The following is a 15,056-nucleotide window of genomic DNA, read 5'->3' as shown; positions in this document are numbered from 1 at the left end:
CGACGGCGGATGCCACGAGCGACGGGCCGAGGCATCCGTCGGCCCTGTGCGGTTGAATGGGACGATGCAGACGAGGCCGCACGGGCCGACCCCGCCGCGACGCCGGCGGGTGCCGCTCTGGGACAACGCGAGGTGGATCGCGATCACCCTCGTCGTGATCGGCCACGGGATCCTGCCCCTCATCGCGGAGGACGACGTCGCCTACAGCGTCTATCTGTTCATCTACTCGTTCCACGTCGCGGTGTTCGTGACGGTGAGCGGGTACTTCGCGAAGTCGGGCCCGCCCAATGCCCGGGCGCTCAGGCAGATCCTCACCGACATCGTCTTCCCGTTCTTCATCTTCGAGACGATCTGGACCATCGTGCGATGGGCGCTCGGCGGGTCGTTCGACCTCGACTACACGACCGCGTCGTGGACCCTCTGGTTCCTCATCGCGCTCGCGATCTGGCGCATCGTCCTCCCCTACCTGGTGCTCCTGCGCTTCCCGCTGCTGATCGCGATCGCGATCTCGATCGGCGCGGGCTACACCGAGACGATCGACGCGACGCTCGCGCTCTCGCGCACGTTCGGGATGCTCCCGTTCTTCGTGTTCGGGTGGCAGCTCAGGCAGTGGCAGCTCACCGATCGGTGGCTCGACCTGCCCGCTCGCATCACATGGCGCTGGCGCGCCGGCGCGATCGCGTTGTTCGCGTCCGCGAGCATCATCCTGCCCCTCGCGATCGAGACGTGGCGCGAGTTCAGGATCCGCCGCTTCATGCTCTACGACGAGTCGTACGAGGCGATCGGCTACGACGAGCCGTGGTCTGGCGCGATCCGGCTCGCGCTCCTCCTGCTCGCCATGGTGCTCGCCGTCGCCTTCCTCATGCTGATGCCGCGCGGTGCGCACTGGTTCACGCCGTTCGGCACGGCCACGATGTACATCTACCTGCTGCACACCTTCGTGCTCTTCCCGTTCCGCGAGACCGGCATCCTCGCGGGCAAGCAGCCGTTCTGGGTGCTGCCGGCGATGATCCTCCTCTGCATCGGCATCTCGGCACTGCTGTCCCTGAAGCCGGTCCGCCGGGTCTTCCGCCCGCTCGTCGAACCGCGGGCACGCTGGCTGCTTCGGCCCGAGCCGTCGACGGCGACCGGCACGCCCGCGACACCCGCCGAGGCCCCTCCGCCCGAGGAGCCCAAGCCCCGCGGCTGATGTCGATCGCCGCGGTTACGCCATGTGTCGGCGGCCATTGTCCGCGCGCGGGTCGCGGACGTAACGTGTCTCGCGTTGCGGCGGGTCCGCACAACCGACTTCGAGAAGGAGACCTCCGATGACCGAGAACACCGCCGACTGGCGCTTCGAGACGAAGCAGGTGCACTCGGGCGCAGCGCCCGATCCCGTCACCAAGGCCCGCGCCACCCCGATCTACCAGACCACCTCGTACGTGTTCGACAACGCCCAGCACGCGCAGAACCTGTTCGCGCTCGCGGAGTTCGGCAACATCTACACGCGCATCATGAACCCGACGCAGGCCGTCGTCGAGGAGCGCATCGCCGCGCTGGAGGGGGGCACCGGCGCCCTGCTCGTGGCGTCGGGCCAGGCGGCCGAGACGTTCGCCGTGCTGAACATCGCCCAGGCGGGCGACCACATCGTCTCGTCGTCGTCGATCTACGGCGGCACGTACAACCTCTTCAAGTACACGCTGGCCAAGCTCGGCATCGAGACCACCTTCGTCGAGAACCAGGACGACGCCGACGAATGGCGCCGTGCGGTCCGCCCGAACACCAAGCTGTTCTTCGCCGAGACGATCGGCAACCCGAAGATCAACGTCCTCGACATCGAGCTCGTGTCGGGCATCGCGCACGCGGCGGGCATCCCGCTCATCGTCGACAACACGATCGCGACGCCGTACCTCATCCGCCCGTTCGAGCACGGCGCCGACATCGTCATCCACTCCGCGACGAAGTTCCTCGGCGGCCACGGCACGGTCATCGGCGGCGTCATCGTCGACGGCGGCCGGTTCGAGTGGTCGAAGAACGTCGAGAAGTTCCCCGGTCTCACCGAGCCCGACCCCTCGTACCACGGCGCGAGCTACACCGCGGCGGTCGGCGACGGCCTCGCCTACGTCATCAAGGCTCGCGTGCAGCTGCTCCGCGACCTCGGGGCCTCGATCGCTCCCAACAGCGCGTGGCAGCTCATCCAGGGCATCGAGACCCTCTCGCTCCGCGTCGAGCGCCACGTGCAGAACGCCCAGGAGATCGCGGAATGGCTCGACGACCACCCCGACGTCGCAAGCGTCAACTACTCCGGCCTGCCCTCGAGCCCGTGGTATGCCGCGGCCAACACGTACGCCCCGAAGGGCGTCGGCGCCGTGCTGTCGTTCGAGCTCAAGGGCGGCGTCGACGCCGGCCGCGCGCTCGTCGACAACCTGCAGCTGTTCAGCCACCTCGCGAACATCGGCGACGTGCGCTCGCTCGTCATCCACCCCGCGTCGACGACGCACTCCCAGCTGACCCCCGAGCAGCAGCTCACGACCGGAGTGACGCCCGGCCTCGTGCGCCTCTCCGTCGGCATCGAGAACATCGACGACCTGAAGGCCGACCTCGAGGCGGGTCTCACCGCGGCGCGCCTCGCCACGGAGGCGGCGCGCATCTGACGACGGCGACGAGCGACGGATGCCGCGGGCCGCACGGGCTCGCGGCATCCGTCGTCTCCCGGGCGCTGCAGCGTAACAATCGTGGGCGGGGGCCGGACATCCGGAAGAATCGGATCATGGACTGGCAGACGACCGCCGACGCGGTGCCCGCGGGCATCGTCTCGGAGGCGCGAGCGCTCACGATCGCCGGCCGCGCCCCGGCGACCGGTGCCTGGCGCGAGGGCGACCCCGTCGGCGACCGCCGGTTCGTGAACATCGGCGACGTGCCGCTCGAGTCGGGCCGGGTGCTTCCCGGCGCCCGCATCGCATACGAGCACTGGGGCACGCTGTCGCCGCGACGCGACAACGCGATCCTCGTGCTGCACGCCCTCACCGGCGACAGCCACGTCAGCGGCCCGGCCGGTCCCGGTCATCCGAGCTCCGGCTGGTGGGCCGACGTCGTGGGGCCGGGCCTCGCGATCGACACCGACCGCTGGTTCGTGGTCGCCCCGAACGTCCTCGGCGGATGCCAGGGGTCGACCGGCCCCGCATCGCTCGCGCCCGACGGCCTCGAGTGGGCCACGCGCTTCCCGTTCCTCACGATCCGCGACCAGGTGCGCGCGCAGCTCGCGTTCGCCGCCGAACTCGGCATCGACCGCTTCGCCGCCGTCGTCGGCGGCTCGATGGGCGCGATGCACGTGCTCGAGTGGGCGGTCACGGCACCCGCGGCCGTGGAGCGCATCGCTGTGCTGGCCGCACCCGCGGCGGCGACCGCCGACCAGATCGCACTGAACTCGGTGCAGATCGAGGCGGTGCGCACGGACCCGCTCTTCCGCGGCGGCGACTACTACGACGCCCCGGACGGCGATGGGCCCACACGGGGTCTCGCGCTCGCGCGGCGCATGGCGATGCTCAACTACCGCTCCGCGACCGAGCTCAACTCGCGGTTCGAGCGCGGCTGGCAGAGCGGGATCGATCCGCTCGGCGGCGGCGGCAGGTTCGCGGTCGAGTCGTACCTCGACTTCCACGGCAACAAGTTCACGAGGCGATTCGACGCGAACAGCTACATCGTGCTCACCGAGGCGATGAACTCGCACGACGTCGGACGCGGCCGCGGCGGCGTTGCGGCGGCCCTCGCCCGTGTCGAAGCGGCGAGCCTCGTGCTCGGCATCGACAGCGACCGCTACTTCCCGTTCGAGGGCCAGGTGGAGGTGGCCGCGGCGCTGCCGCGAAGCGTGCACGGGGAACGGCCGGTGCTCGTGCCCTCCGAGTACGGCCACGACGCGTTCCTCATCGAGCACGCGGCCGTCGGCGACGCCCTGCGGCGCCTGCTCGCCGCCTGAGCGCCGCCGCGAGCACGCGGCATCCGCACGGACTCCGCTACAGTTCGAATGGCAGCACCTGCGTCTCGGGGTGCCGAGGGGGTGGAGTGAAGCGCATCCACAAGGAACGCGATCGACTGCTTCGACGCCTCGCGCGCGTCGCCGGGTCGGTCGGAGCCGTGAGCGCCTTCGTCTGCCTGTTCGTGCCCGGCGCCACGACTCCCGCCGGGCTGGCCGTCGCCACGGCCACGACCGTCGGCATCATCCTGCTCGTCAGCGTGCACTCGGCCCGAGGCGCCGTGCTTCCGGGGCTCGGGATCATCGCCGGTTCGGTCGTGCTCATCGCCGTACTCGGCACCGGGCCCGTCCTCGACCCGGCGACCGCGACGGCGATGGCCGTGACCGGCGGGGTGACCTCGGCGTCCGTCGCCATCCCCTTCGTCGTGCGCAGACGCGGCTGGCTGCTCGTCTCCGGGCTCCTCGCGGCGATGCTCGCCGCTGTCTGGATCGTCTCGGCCCGGGGTCACGACGTGCAGGCCGTCGCGGTCGTGACCGTCGCAGGCTGGGCCGCGTGCATCGCGCTCGGCACGGGCATCGATCGTGCGATCGCCCATGCGGTCGAGCGCATCGACGAGGTGGGTCGCGCCTACGAGGCCGAGCGACTCGCCAGCGAACTCGAGGCGCAGCAGCGCCAGGATGCGCGCGTCCTGCACGACACGGTGCTCGCGACACTGTCGCTGCTCGCGCATTCCGGGGTGGGCGTCGGCCCGAGCGCCCTTCGGCAGCAGGCGGGCGACGACGCGCGCCTGCTCCGGCTGCTGCGCCTCGGTGCGCCGCTCGATGCCGGGTCCACGGCGATCTTCTCACCCGAGTCCGACGACGACGTGCTCAGCACGACCCTCGAATCGGTGCGGCAGCGCTTCGCACGCATGGGCCTCGACGTCAACTGGCACGGGGCGGGACAGCTCGCGCTGCCCCGCGAGACCCTCGACGCCTTGCTCGGCGCACTCGGCGAGTGCCTCGAGAACGTGCGTCGCCACGCCGGCGTGAACGAGGCCGACGTCACCGTCACGGACGACGACCGCACCGTGCGCGCCATGGTCACCGACGCCGGCAACGGGTTCGAACCCGAGACGGTCGACGGGGCCCGGCTCGGGTATGCGGAATCGGTCGTGGGACGGTTGAACACGGTCGGCGGACGGGCCCGGATCTTCTCGTCACCGGGCTCCGGGACGACGGTCATGCTCGAGGTGCCGAAACCATGAGCGAGACGCCGCAGGATCGCGCCACGTCGTCCGTGCGCTCATTCAGCCGACCCGGCCGCACGGCGCGTGCCGCGCGGGATGTGCGCGAGAGCCACGGCGGGAGGCGGTTGGCGACCGGGGTCACCGTCGCGGCGGCCATCCTCGTGCTCGCACACCTCGCGCACACCGTCGCACTCGGACCGTACTACCCGCCGGGCCCCGGCCCGTGGCCGGCGTGGATCGCGCTGGCGCTCGTCGTCGGCATCGGCGTCGTCGCGCGACTGGCCGGGCGGATCCTCCCCGACTGGCTCTACGTGCTCCTGCTCATCGGCCTGCTCGCGCCGCTCTCGCTCGACGTCTTCGCCACGGCCGGCCTCCTGCACCACGGCGTGACGCCCACGGCCGCGGCCGCGGCCGGCGCCGTGCTGATGCCGGTCGCGGCGGTCTGGGGCACGAGGATCTCGCTCGCGAGCGCGACGGTCATCGCCGTCGTGCTTGCGGCCGAAGCCGTGCTCCAGGTCGTCTCGGCGGGCGCGTTCACCGTGGTCGGCGTGGCGGTCGCGGCATCCGCTGTCTTCCCGGTGCTCCTCGTCACGCTCGCGATCAGCGGGTTCCGGCGGCTCGTCGGACTGGAGCTCGACCTCTCGCTCGTGCAGTCGACGATCGGAACGCCCCGCTCCGCGGTCGGGATGCGCGCCTCGGAGGAGCTCGCACAGCTCGACTTCGATGCTGAGACGCTGCTCGACGACGTCGGCTCGGGGCGCATCGCGATCCCGCTTCCGCCCGACGCCGCGGAGCGTGCCGGCTCGCTCGCCGCGCGGCTGCGCGTCCGGCTCATCGAGGGCCGAACCGACACGTGGCTCCGGCACGCGGTCACGGAATCCGCGTACCTCAGCGAGCGAGTCACGGTCGACGACCCCACCGGATGCGCCGGACTCCTCTCGCAGGGCCGGCGCGACGGTCTGCTGCTCGCGCTCTGGCTCCTCGTCGCCGAACGGTCGAAGCGTTCGGCCCCGCCGATGGCCGTGCTCGTGCGATGCCGTGAACGGTCCGACGACGCGCCCGACGCAACGGGATTCGACCTGTCGATCCAGGTCTCCGGTGTCACACGTCGCCGTGTGGACCCGGCGACATGGGACGCTATCGGTAGGGTCGGAATCCATGACGTCGTGACGGAGGCCGAGGGCTTCCGCGTCGACATCGACTGCCGGGTCGATCCGAACGTCAACACCGGCAGCCCGTCGGTCCGCACGGGCCGCCAGATCGAGGGGAACTGAATGGCTGAGACCGATTCACCGATCCGTCTCGCGATCGTCGACGACCATCGCATGCTCCTGGGGGCGCTCTCGGAGTGGCTTCGCGGCGCGGCATCCGACATCGAACTCGCCGCCGCCGTGGCGTCATGGTCGGAGTTGCTCGCCGACGCCGCGTTCCCGGTCGACGTCGTGCTCCTCGACCTCGACCTCCGCGACAACATCCCCATCTCGCTGAAGCTCTCGATGCTGAAGAGCGCCGGCGTGCAGACCATGCTCATGAGCACCTACTCCGAGCCGGCCGTCGTGCGGGAGGCGCTCGGCGCCGGTGCGCTCGGCTACCTCGTGAAGTCCGAGCCGGTGGAGAACATCATCGAGGCGATCCGGGCCGCCCGCGTCGGAGAGTCGTACCTCACGCCCGAGCTCGAGATCGCCCTCGCCGAGGAGGGTGCCGTGCCGAAGCTCTCCGCGCAGGAGCGGCGGGTGATGGCGCTCTACGGCGCGGGGCAGCCCGTCAAGGCCGTCGCGTTCCAGCTCGGCATCTCGGAGGAGACCGCGAAGAGCTACCTCAAGCGCATCAGGGAGAAGTACCGCGCGGCCGGCTTCGATGTCGGCACCAAGGTGGCGCTCCGCAAGCGCGCGATCCTCGACGGCATCCTGCTGCAGTCCGACTGACGCGCGGGGCCGATCGGAGCGCGGGCGCGCGACGCGCGACGCGCGATGTCATCCCTTGTCGAGTGCCGCCTCGAGCCGTTCGATCTTCGCGTCGATCTCGCCCACCCGCCCCGGGCGGATGTCGGCCTTGAGCACCAACGAGACCCTGGGGCCGTGCTCGGCGACGGCCTCCGTCGCGCGCCGGATGACGTCGAAGACCTCGTCCCACTCCCCCTCGATCTCGGTGAACATCGACGACGTGCGGTTCGGGAGACCGGACTCCCGGACGATGCGCACGGCGGCGGCGACCGCATCGTGGACGGAGCCCTCGGGCCCTTCCGCCCCGCTCGGGGCCAACGAGAATGCGACGAGCATGATTCCTCCTCGGGTGGTTCACGCGGCCAGGGGACCGCGGCGATCCCAGGCCCGTCCAGACTGCCACACCGCCCGGATGCCCCACACCGCAAGGAGGACGAGCAGCACGACCTTCGCCGTGAGCAGGAGGACGAACCCCGGGTGGGCGGCGAGGAGCCAGCCGTACCAGTACGGATAGATGACGTGCGTGAGCAGCGCGACGCCCGCCGCGAGCACCGCAGGGACCGCGAACCGCCGGGGCTTGACGGCGAGTCCGAGGATGACCGGCGCCGCGAGCCAGGTCGCGAACTGCGGCGATCCGACCTTGTTCGCGAGCATGAGCACGACGACGAACGAGAGCGCCAGCGGCGGCAGCAGACGCCCGAGGTGCGCTCCCCGCCGCGCCGCGCGGATGCCGAGCAGCAGCACGGCGACCACGCCGACGGCCATGAGCGGCGTCGTGAGGGCGGCCGCGGCATCCGCGCCCGGTCCGGAGATCTGGAACGTCAGGATGTCGCGGTCGTAGACGATCTCGACCGCGCTCGAACCACCGACGATCTGCCAGAGCCAGCCGACCGCGAGCGGCGACTCGACCTGCAGGCCCCGCCCGGCCTGCTCGGCGACGAAGCCCGCGACGTTCAGGCCGGAACCCGCGACGATGCTCACGGCGAGGATGCCGGCACTCAGGGCCACGGCGACGATCACGACGTCCGCGCGCCTCCGCAGGGCGATGACGAGCGCCGCGATGAGCGCGGCCGGCCACACCTTCACCCAGGCGGCGATCGTGAGCAGTGCCGCGGCGACGCGCGGACGACCCGCGGCCCACAGCAGCCCCGTGGTCGCGAGCGGCACGGTGACGGCGTCGATCCGGCCGAGCGCGATCGGCCCCAGGAGGGCGAGGAACCCCACCCACCACCACGCCGCGAGGCGCCGTGTGCGCGACAGCCGACGGGCGCCGAGGAGGATCGCGAACGCGATCGCGTCGAGGATCACGACGATCGCGAGCCATGTCTGGCCGTACCACTCGGGACCGAATGCGAGCGACGCCGCCATCGGCGCGAACGCGAGGATCGGGTACACCCACGGCGCGTCGATGCCCATGCGGAGATACCCGTCGGCGGCGTTCTCGGCCCACAGCCGGTAGACGCTCGTCACGTCGCCGAGCGGGTATCCCATCGCGGCGAGGTTCAGCCACGCGAGGCCGGCATGCACGAGTCCGAACGCGCCCCAGAGAGCGGTGCGGCCGCCGAGGAGCCGGCGGAGTCTGCCGACGGGGGCGGATGCCTCGGGCACCCCGCCGACCGTCATGACGACGAGCCTAGCGAGTTCAGCGTCGCACGAGCGAGCCGATCACCCCCGGCACGGCGCACGCGATGTCGAGCGCGGTGACCGGCCCGCCGCCGGCCTCGGCGCTCGCACGACGGGCTGCTTCGCCCTGCACCCAGGCGGCGGTCGCGGCGAGCGAGGTGAGGGCTTCGGCGTCCGTCGCGAGCACTGCGTGGTGGGTGGCCACGAGTGCGCCGAGCACGCCGCCGAGCACGTCGCCCGTGCCCGCCGTGGCGAGCCAGTGCGTCGGCGCGGTCACGGTGTAGCGGTCGCCGTCGGGGTCGCAGACGTGGGTCACCGCGCCCTTGAGCAGCACGGCGACGCCGAGTTCGCGGGCAGCGCGCTCCGCCCAGGCTCCCGGATCGGCGCGAACCTCGTCGACGGTCGTGCGAACCTCGCGGGCGTCGAGCAGGCCCGCCAGTTCGCGGGCGTGGGGTGTGATGACGGTCGGCGCGGTGTGGGTGCCCACGAGGTCGAGGGCGCCGGCGTCGAGCACGACGGGCACCCTGTCGGCGAGCGCGTGCTCGAGGTCGCCGATCAGCATGAAGGAACGACGCGCCTGGTCGATGCCCGAGCCGATGAGCCACGCCTGCACACGCCCGGCGACCGTCACCGTCTCGGGGCGCCGGGCGAGCACGGCCTGACGCAGGGCACGCGGCCCGGTGTAGCGCACCATGCCGACGCCCGCCCGGTGCGCGGCCTCCACGCCGAGCACGGCGGCACCGGGGTATTCCTGCGAGCCCGAGACGACACCGAGCACGCCGCGCGTGTACTTGTCGTCGCCGGCTTCGGGTGCCGAGATCCATTCGGCCGCGTCATCCGCGGTCCACTCCTGCCACGCGGTCGTCATGCTCCAACGATAGGTCGGGGAGGATGCCTCGGACAGTCCCGGACTCGACTCAGGTGCGCTGGCCGATGGCGATGATGTTGCCCTCGCTGTCGTTGAACCACGCCGTGCGCATCCCCTCCTCCTCTGCCACGCCGTCGACGGTCTGCAGTCCCGGCAGGTCGTATTCGTTGAACACCACGCCGCGCTCCCGGAGTGCCGCCATGTCACGGTCGAGGTCGTCGGTGTCGATGCCGAGCGCGGTGTTCTTCGCGGTTCCGGCGAACTGCGATTCGTAGACCAGGAACGGCGAGCCGCCGAGCTCGAACATGGCCGCCCCCTCGCCGGCCATCTCGGAATCGGGTTCGAGGCCGAACACGTCCTTCCACCACCGCACAGCGCGTGCGAAGTCGGATGCCGCGAGAACCCCGTAGCACTTCACTGAGTCGAACATGAGCGCACCTCACTTCGTTGACGCGCGCAGTCTACGCCCCGTCGGACTGCTGCACATGTCCCCCGTCCGGGCCCCTCAGCCGCGTCTGGTCGCGTCCTGGACCTCGCCGACCAGCTCCTCGATGATGTCTTCGAGGAAGATCACGCCTGTCGTCGTCCCCGTCTCGTCGAACGCCCTCGCGACGTGCGTGCCGAGCCGGCGCATGGTCGCGAGCGCATCCTCGAGATCGGTGCCGTCGTAGATCGAGACGAGCCGTCGCACGCGCTTCGCGGGCAGCGGCTCCTCGAACTCGTCGTCGTCGAGGTCGATGACGTCCTTGAGATGCACGTAACCGACGGGTTCGCCGTCGTCGCCGCAGATCACGTAGCGCGAGAAGCCGTGTCGTGCCACTCCGCGCTCGATATCGCGCGGGGTCGCCGTCGAGGGCAGGCTGACGATGCCCGGCAACGGCACTGCGACGTCCTGCACGCGTTTCGTCGTGAACTCGAACGCCGCAGCGAGCGTGCCGCTCGCATCGTCGAGCACACCCTCTCGCCGCGACTGGTGGACGATCGTCTGCACCTCCTCGAGCGTGAACGTCGAGTTCGCCTCGCTCTTCGGCTCGACTCGGCAGAGGCGGAGGACCCCGTTCGCCGTGGCATTCAGGGCGACGATCACCGGGCGGAACAGTCGTGCGAGGAACACGAGCGGCGGGGCGAGCAGCAGCACCGCGCGGTCGGGGACCGAGAACGAGAGGTTCTTCGGCACCATCTCGCCGAACACGACGTGCAGGTACGACACCAGGAGGAGCGCGATGATGAAGGCGACCGATGCGACGACCCCCTCCGGCCATCCTGTGAGGTGCAGCGGCACCTCGAGCAGGTGGTGGATCGCGGGCTCCGACACGTTCAGGATGAGCAGCGAGCAGACCGTGATGCCGAGCTGGCTCATCGCGAGCATGAGTGTCGCGTGCTCCATGGCCCACAGCGCCGTCTTCGCGTTGCGGCTGCCCGCCTCGGCGAGGGGCTCGATCTGCGAGCGGCGCGCCGAGATGACCGCGAACTCGGCGCCGACGAAGAAGGCGTTCGCGATGAGGAGCACGACCAACCAGACGATCCCGGCCCAGTCACTCATCGCATGCCGCCCTCGTCGGGCTCCGAGTGCGTCGGATTCGGCACGAAGCGCACACGGTCGATGCGCCGACCGTCGAGACGCTGCACCACGAGCGTGCCCTCGTCGACCGACACCTCGTCGCCGACCACTGGCAGGCGGCCGAGCTCGGCCATGACGAATCCGCCGACGGTCTCGTAGTCCCCGTTCTCGGGCACGCGGATGCCGGTGCGTTCGACGAGCTCGTCAGGCCGGAGGATACCCGGGAAGCTCACGGAATCGCCTCGGCGCACGATGCCGGCACGGGTGCGGTCGTGCTCGTCGGCAACCTCGCCGACGAGCTCCTCGACGAGGTCCTCGAGCGTGGCGACCCCGGCGGTGCCCCCGTACTCGTCGACCACGACCGCCATCTGGAAGCCTCGTCCGCGGAGCTCGCCGAGCAGCACGTCGAGCTTCATCGTCTCGGGCACCCGGAGCGCCTCGGACTGCAGGGCGGACGCCGGGACATCCGCCCGCCGCTCCCTGGGCACCGCGATGGCCTGCTTCACGTGCACGAGGCCGACGATGTCGTCGAGGTTCTCGTCGAAGACGGGGAACCGGGAGAACCCGGTCTGGCGGGCGAGCTCCAGCACCGTCGTGGCCGGGTCCTGTCGCTGCACCGCGGCCACGACGGGCCGGGGGGTCATCACCTCGGATGCATCGTGGCCGGCGAAGCGCAGTGTGCGACCCAGGAGCGTCGCGGTGTCCTGCTCGAGGAGCCCGGCGCTCGCCGAGCGCCGCACGAGCGAGGACAGCTCCTCGGCGGAGCGCGCGCCCGACAGCTCCTCCTTGGGTTCGATGCCCACCGCCCGGAGCAGCGCGTTGGCGCTCCCGTTCAGCAACGCGATCGCCGGGCGGAACACCCAGGTGAACGCCGCCTGGAAGGGAATGACGACCTTCGCCGTGGCGACCGGCAGCGCGAGCGCGAAGTTCTTCGGCACGAGCTCGCCGAGCACCATGGAGAGGAGCGTGGCGATGACGATCGCGATGGTGGCGCCGACAGGGCGCAGCATCGCCTCGGGCAGGCCGATCGCGGCGAGCGGGCCGGCGAGCAGCGAGCTGATCGCCGGCTCCATGGTGTAGCCCGTGAGCAGCGTCGTGAGCGTGATGCCGAGCTGGGCGCTCGAGAGGTGGGTCGACGTGATCTTCAGCGCCGAGATCGTGAGGCCGAGTCTCGTCTCCCCGCGCGCTCGACGCGCTTCGAGGTCGGCGCGATCGAGATTGACGAGGGCGAACTCGCTCGCAACGAACAAGCCCGTGCCGATCGTGAGGACGAGTCCGATGCCGAGGAGGATCCACTCAGACATCCACGCCTCCCGGTTCGGTCACGGGCCGGGGTCTATGGCCGGGTGCTTTCGCAGAGGGGGGATCGTCCATGGTCAGCTCAGTATATCGACGGCCGCGGTTCGGATCCTGATCGGTACGCCCGCTCCCACGGGCTCATCGCACGTCGCCCATCGCTCGGCGAGCGCCTGGTCTCTCGCCCTTCCGCCCATTCGCCCTTCCGCCTCCCGGCCTTCCGCCCCCCGGCCTTCCGCCGGCGGTTCAGAGCGCTCGGCGAATTGACTGCTCTCCCGCTCGTGTGCAATGCGCCTCACGTGGGGCGAATCTCATTCGAGCGGGAAGGAACACCCACCACAGCCGACGACGTGGCGTCATCGTATCGAAGCAACGATGCCCCCCCGGCCGGAGCCGTTGCACCGCGACCTCGGCTCGTGTGAAGTGCGCCTCACGTGAAGCAGGTCTCACACGAGCCTTGAGAAACACCGGCCGACCCCGTCGCGACCGCCGCTAGTCCGCATCGGCATCCTCGACCCATGCGGCGAGCGCTTCGCGCTGTCGTCGTCGCTCGGCGTCACCGAACCGATGCATCCGCCGCTCCCGTGGGATCGGCGGCGACGGCGCGCGTCTCTCCGCGGTGCCGTACCTCTGCTCCCACAGTTCGAACAGGTCGGCGACCGCGTCGTCGAGCAACGCGAGGAACGCGGGATTCAGGCGGTACGACCGCGATCGTGGCTCGGTGGGATCGACCGTCGACCAGACCGCGCCGTTCTCGCGCAGCGTTCTGAGCTGATGAGAGACCGCTGTGCGAGTCACCCCGAGTTCCGCTTGCACGACCTCGCTGATCGTCCCGGCACTGTGGTCGCCCAGTGCCAGCACATCGAGGATGCGTCGACGCACCGGATGGGCCATGATCTCGAATGGGTGCGCCACGTCGTCAGCGTACCCACGGAGCCGCAGGTGCGACCGTCGTCATCCACAATCCCGCGAACGCGGGCATGCGGGCCCGCCTGCCCGCCCGCCGGTCGGCCGGAGTCGAGTGCTACCAGCTCACCGGCAGCGCCTTGCCCTCCTCATAGCCGGCGGCCGACTGGATGCCGACCAGGGCGCGCTCGCGGAACTCCTCGATCGTGCGGGCCCCCGCGTAGGTGAACGAGCTGCGAATGCCCGAGGTGATCATGTCGAGCAGGTCCTCGATCGACGGACGCAGCGGGTCGAGGTAGATCGACGACGAGGAGATGCCCTCCGCGAAGAGCTCCTTCCGCGCGAGCTCGTACGGCGAGAGGCGGTCGAAGCGCTCGCGCACCGCCTTCGTCGACGCCATGCCCCAGCTCTCCTTGTAGAGGCGGCCGGATGCGTCGCGGCTCAGGGTGCCGGGCGCTTCGATCGTGCCGGCGAACCACGATCCGATCATGACGGATGCCGCTCCCGCCGCGAGGGCGAGTGCGACGTCGCGCGGGTACCGCACGCCGCCGTCGGCCCACACCTTGGCCCCGAGCTCGCGCGCGGCCTCGGCAGTCTCAAGCACCGCGGAGAACTGCGGACGCCCGACCGCCGTCATCATTCGCGTCGTGCACATCGCGCCGGGGCCGACCCCGACCTTCAGCACGTCGGCGCCGGCCTCGACGAGGTGCGTCACCGCGTCGGCCGTCACGATGTTGCCCGCGACGATCGGCACGCCGAGCCCGAGGTCGCGCACGACGCCGACCGCGCGGATCATGCCCTCCTGGTGGCCGTGCGCCGTGTCGATCACGAGCATGTCGACCCCGGCGGCCACGAGCGCGGTCGCCTTCGCGGCGACATCTCCGTTGATGCCGACCGCCGCGGCGACGCGGAGTCGACCGGAGGCATCGACGTTCGGCTGGTAGATCGTGCCGCGCAGCGCGCTCCTGCGGCTGAGCGTGCCGATGACCCGCCCGCGCTCGATCACGGGCGCGAAGTCGAGCCCAGCGTCCACCATGAGGTCGAACGCGCGGCGCGGGGAGTCGACGTCGTCGGCATCCAGCGATGCGAGGCCGCCGTGCACGAGGTCGCCGAGCCGCGCGTCGGCGAGCGCCGTCGACAGGCGTTCTGCGGCGATGCATCCGACGTACTCATCGCGTGCATCGTGCAGGACGATGCCGTGGCCCGCGACCGGCGGCAGCACGGCGAGCGCGTCGGCCACGGTGTCGTCGGGCCTGAAGTCGTGCGGCGTGTCGAATCGCGGCGACTGCGCCTTCACCCAGCGGATCGCATCGTCGAGCTCCTGCAGGTGCAGGTCCTGCGGAAGCACGCCGATGCCTCCCCGCCGCGCCAGGGTCGCCGCCAGCCGCGGCCCGGTGATCGAGTTCATGTTCGCCGAGACCAGCGGCACGGATGCCCCGGAGCCGTCGTCGGGGGCGAGCGACACGTCGAGCCGGCTCGTGACGCCCGAGCGGCTCGGAACCAGGAACACGTCGGAGTACGTGAGGTCGTGGCGCGGGGTCGTCCGGTAGAACTCCATGTCGTCCACGGTACCGCCGTGAGGGGGCGCCCCGAGCCTTCGCGGGGGTTTAGGCTTGGGTGGGCGATCGGGCGCGGCGTGCGTGCGCGCACGTGCCGGTCGCCGACGGAGTATCCAGCA

Annotated in this window: 14 protein-coding genes; 6 read left to right on the top strand and 8 right to left on the bottom strand. The window is 70.9% G+C overall.

The window, feature by feature from the left end; translation table 11 throughout:
- The first annotated feature begins 64 nt into the window (after nucleotides 1-64).
- The 6 genes from ACFWN7_RS14925 to ACFWN7_RS14900 all read left to right on the top strand — a co-directional run bounded on the left by ACFWN7_RS14925 (nucleotide 65) and on the right by ACFWN7_RS14900 (nucleotide 7,106).
- Complete coding sequence (locus ACFWN7_RS14925) at nucleotides 65-1,189, top strand: acyltransferase family protein (RefSeq protein ID WP_376939626.1); 1,125 nt, start codon at nucleotides 65-67, stop codon at nucleotides 1,187-1,189.
- A gap of 118 nt (nucleotides 1,190-1,307) precedes the next feature.
- On the top strand, nucleotides 1,308-2,633 hold the full coding sequence (locus ACFWN7_RS14920) for a bifunctional o-acetylhomoserine/o-acetylserine sulfhydrylase (RefSeq protein WP_376939624.1): 1,326 nt from the start codon (nucleotides 1,308-1,310) through the stop codon (nucleotides 2,631-2,633).
- Between the two features lie 116 nt (nucleotides 2,634-2,749).
- The gene (locus ACFWN7_RS14915; RefSeq protein ID WP_376939623.1) at nucleotides 2,750-3,955 is read left to right on the top strand and encodes a homoserine O-acetyltransferase; all 1,206 of its coding nucleotides are present in this window, start codon (nucleotides 2,750-2,752) and stop codon (nucleotides 3,953-3,955) included.
- Nucleotides 3,956-4,041: 86 nt separating this feature from the next.
- A complete protein-coding gene (locus ACFWN7_RS14910; protein WP_376939622.1) occupies nucleotides 4,042-5,199 on the top strand; it encodes a sensor histidine kinase in 1,158 nt (385 codons plus the stop codon).
- The gene (locus ACFWN7_RS14905) at nucleotides 5,196-6,455 is read left to right on the top strand and encodes a hypothetical protein (protein ID WP_376939621.1); all 1,260 of its coding nucleotides are present in this window, start codon (nucleotides 5,196-5,198) and stop codon (nucleotides 6,453-6,455) included. Before ACFWN7_RS14910 ends, ACFWN7_RS14905 begins: the two co-directional genes overlap by 4 nt.
- The gene (locus ACFWN7_RS14900) at nucleotides 6,456-7,106 is read left to right on the top strand and encodes a response regulator (RefSeq protein ID WP_376939620.1); all 651 of its coding nucleotides are present in this window, start codon (nucleotides 6,456-6,458) and stop codon (nucleotides 7,104-7,106) included.
- A 48-nt stretch (nucleotides 7,107-7,154) separates the two neighbouring features.
- On the opposite strand, the gene ACFWN7_RS14895 is transcribed toward ACFWN7_RS14900, so the two are convergent.
- From ACFWN7_RS14895 to ACFWN7_RS14860, 8 genes are all read right to left on the bottom strand, one after another.
- On the bottom strand, nucleotides 7,155-7,460 hold the full coding sequence (locus ACFWN7_RS14895; protein WP_376939619.1) for an MTH1187 family thiamine-binding protein: 306 nt from the start codon (nucleotides 7,458-7,460) through the stop codon (nucleotides 7,155-7,157).
- Nucleotides 7,461-7,478: 18 nt separating this feature from the next.
- A complete protein-coding gene (locus ACFWN7_RS14890; protein WP_376939618.1) occupies nucleotides 7,479-8,747 on the bottom strand; it encodes a glycosyltransferase 87 family protein in 1,269 nt (422 codons plus the stop codon).
- Between the two features lie 19 nt (nucleotides 8,748-8,766).
- Entirely contained in the window at nucleotides 8,767-9,615 is an 849-nt protein-coding gene (locus ACFWN7_RS14885; RefSeq protein ID WP_376939617.1) for an NAD(P)H-hydrate dehydratase, read from the bottom strand.
- A 49-nt stretch (nucleotides 9,616-9,664) separates the two neighbouring features.
- On the bottom strand, nucleotides 9,665-10,045 hold the full coding sequence (locus ACFWN7_RS14880) for a VOC family protein (RefSeq protein WP_376939616.1): 381 nt from the start codon (nucleotides 10,043-10,045) through the stop codon (nucleotides 9,665-9,667).
- Between the two features lie 75 nt (nucleotides 10,046-10,120).
- Nucleotides 10,121-11,158: a hemolysin family protein gene (locus ACFWN7_RS14875; RefSeq protein WP_376939615.1), complete on the bottom strand. Its 1,038-nt coding sequence runs from the start codon at nucleotides 11,156-11,158 to the stop codon at nucleotides 10,121-10,123.
- Nucleotides 11,155-12,480 carry a hemolysin family protein gene (locus ACFWN7_RS14870; protein WP_376939614.1) on the bottom strand — a complete coding sequence of 442 codons (1,326 nt, stop codon included), beginning with the start codon at nucleotides 12,478-12,480 and terminating at the stop codon, nucleotides 11,155-11,157. Before ACFWN7_RS14870 ends, ACFWN7_RS14875 begins: the two co-directional genes overlap by 4 nt.
- Before the next feature lie 484 nt (nucleotides 12,481-12,964).
- A complete protein-coding gene (locus tag ACFWN7_RS14865) occupies nucleotides 12,965-13,387 on the bottom strand; it encodes an ArsR/SmtB family transcription factor (RefSeq protein WP_376939613.1) in 423 nt (140 codons plus the stop codon).
- A 109-nt stretch (nucleotides 13,388-13,496) separates the two neighbouring features.
- Nucleotides 13,497-14,936 carry a GuaB1 family IMP dehydrogenase-related protein gene (locus ACFWN7_RS14860; RefSeq protein WP_376939612.1) on the bottom strand — a complete coding sequence of 480 codons (1,440 nt, stop codon included), beginning with the start codon at nucleotides 14,934-14,936 and terminating at the stop codon, nucleotides 13,497-13,499.
- Nucleotides 14,937-15,056 lie beyond the last annotated feature (120 nt).

Origin of the sequence: Agromyces sp. NPDC058484 (assembly GCF_042720415.1) — a bacterium.
In the GTDB taxonomy this organism is placed as follows: Bacteria; Actinomycetota; Actinomycetes; order Actinomycetales; family Microbacteriaceae; genus Agromyces.
The sequence above is the reverse complement of the archived record's forward strand: the minus strand, read 5'-3'. Positions and strand labels throughout refer to the sequence as shown.

What these genes read in the sequence shown, in the direction of transcription:
- ACFWN7_RS14860 (WP_376939612.1), bottom strand. Translation starts at nt 14,936, where the DNA reads ATGGAGTTCTACCGGACGACCCCGCGCCACGACCTCACGTACTCCGAC.
- ACFWN7_RS14925 (WP_376939626.1), top strand. Translation starts at nt 65, where the DNA reads ATGCAGACGAGGCCGCACGGGCCGACCCCGCCGCGACGCCGGCGGGTG.
- ACFWN7_RS14890 (WP_376939618.1), bottom strand. Translation starts at nt 8,747, where the DNA reads ATGACGGTCGGCGGGGTGCCCGAGGCATCCGCCCCCGTCGGCAGACTC.
- ACFWN7_RS14920 (WP_376939624.1), top strand. Translation starts at nt 1,308, where the DNA reads ATGACCGAGAACACCGCCGACTGGCGCTTCGAGACGAAGCAGGTGCAC.
- ACFWN7_RS14915 (WP_376939623.1), top strand. Translation starts at nt 2,750, where the DNA reads ATGGACTGGCAGACGACCGCCGACGCGGTGCCCGCGGGCATCGTCTCG.
- ACFWN7_RS14880 (WP_376939616.1), bottom strand. Translation starts at nt 10,045, where the DNA reads ATGTTCGACTCAGTGAAGTGCTACGGGGTTCTCGCGGCATCCGACTTC.
- ACFWN7_RS14875 (WP_376939615.1), bottom strand. Translation starts at nt 11,158, where the DNA reads ATGAGTGACTGGGCCGGGATCGTCTGGTTGGTCGTGCTCCTCATCGCG.
- ACFWN7_RS14895 (WP_376939619.1), bottom strand. Translation starts at nt 7,460, where the DNA reads ATGCTCGTCGCATTCTCGTTGGCCCCGAGCGGGGCGGAAGGGCCCGAG.
- ACFWN7_RS14870 (WP_376939614.1), bottom strand. Translation starts at nt 12,480, where the DNA reads ATGTCTGAGTGGATCCTCCTCGGCATCGGACTCGTCCTCACGATCGGC.
- ACFWN7_RS14905 (WP_376939621.1), top strand. Translation starts at nt 5,196, where the DNA reads ATGAGCGAGACGCCGCAGGATCGCGCCACGTCGTCCGTGCGCTCATTC.
- ACFWN7_RS14885 (WP_376939617.1), bottom strand. Translation starts at nt 9,615, where the DNA reads ATGACGACCGCGTGGCAGGAGTGGACCGCGGATGACGCGGCCGAATGG.
- ACFWN7_RS14900 (WP_376939620.1), top strand. Translation starts at nt 6,456, where the DNA reads ATGGCTGAGACCGATTCACCGATCCGTCTCGCGATCGTCGACGACCAT.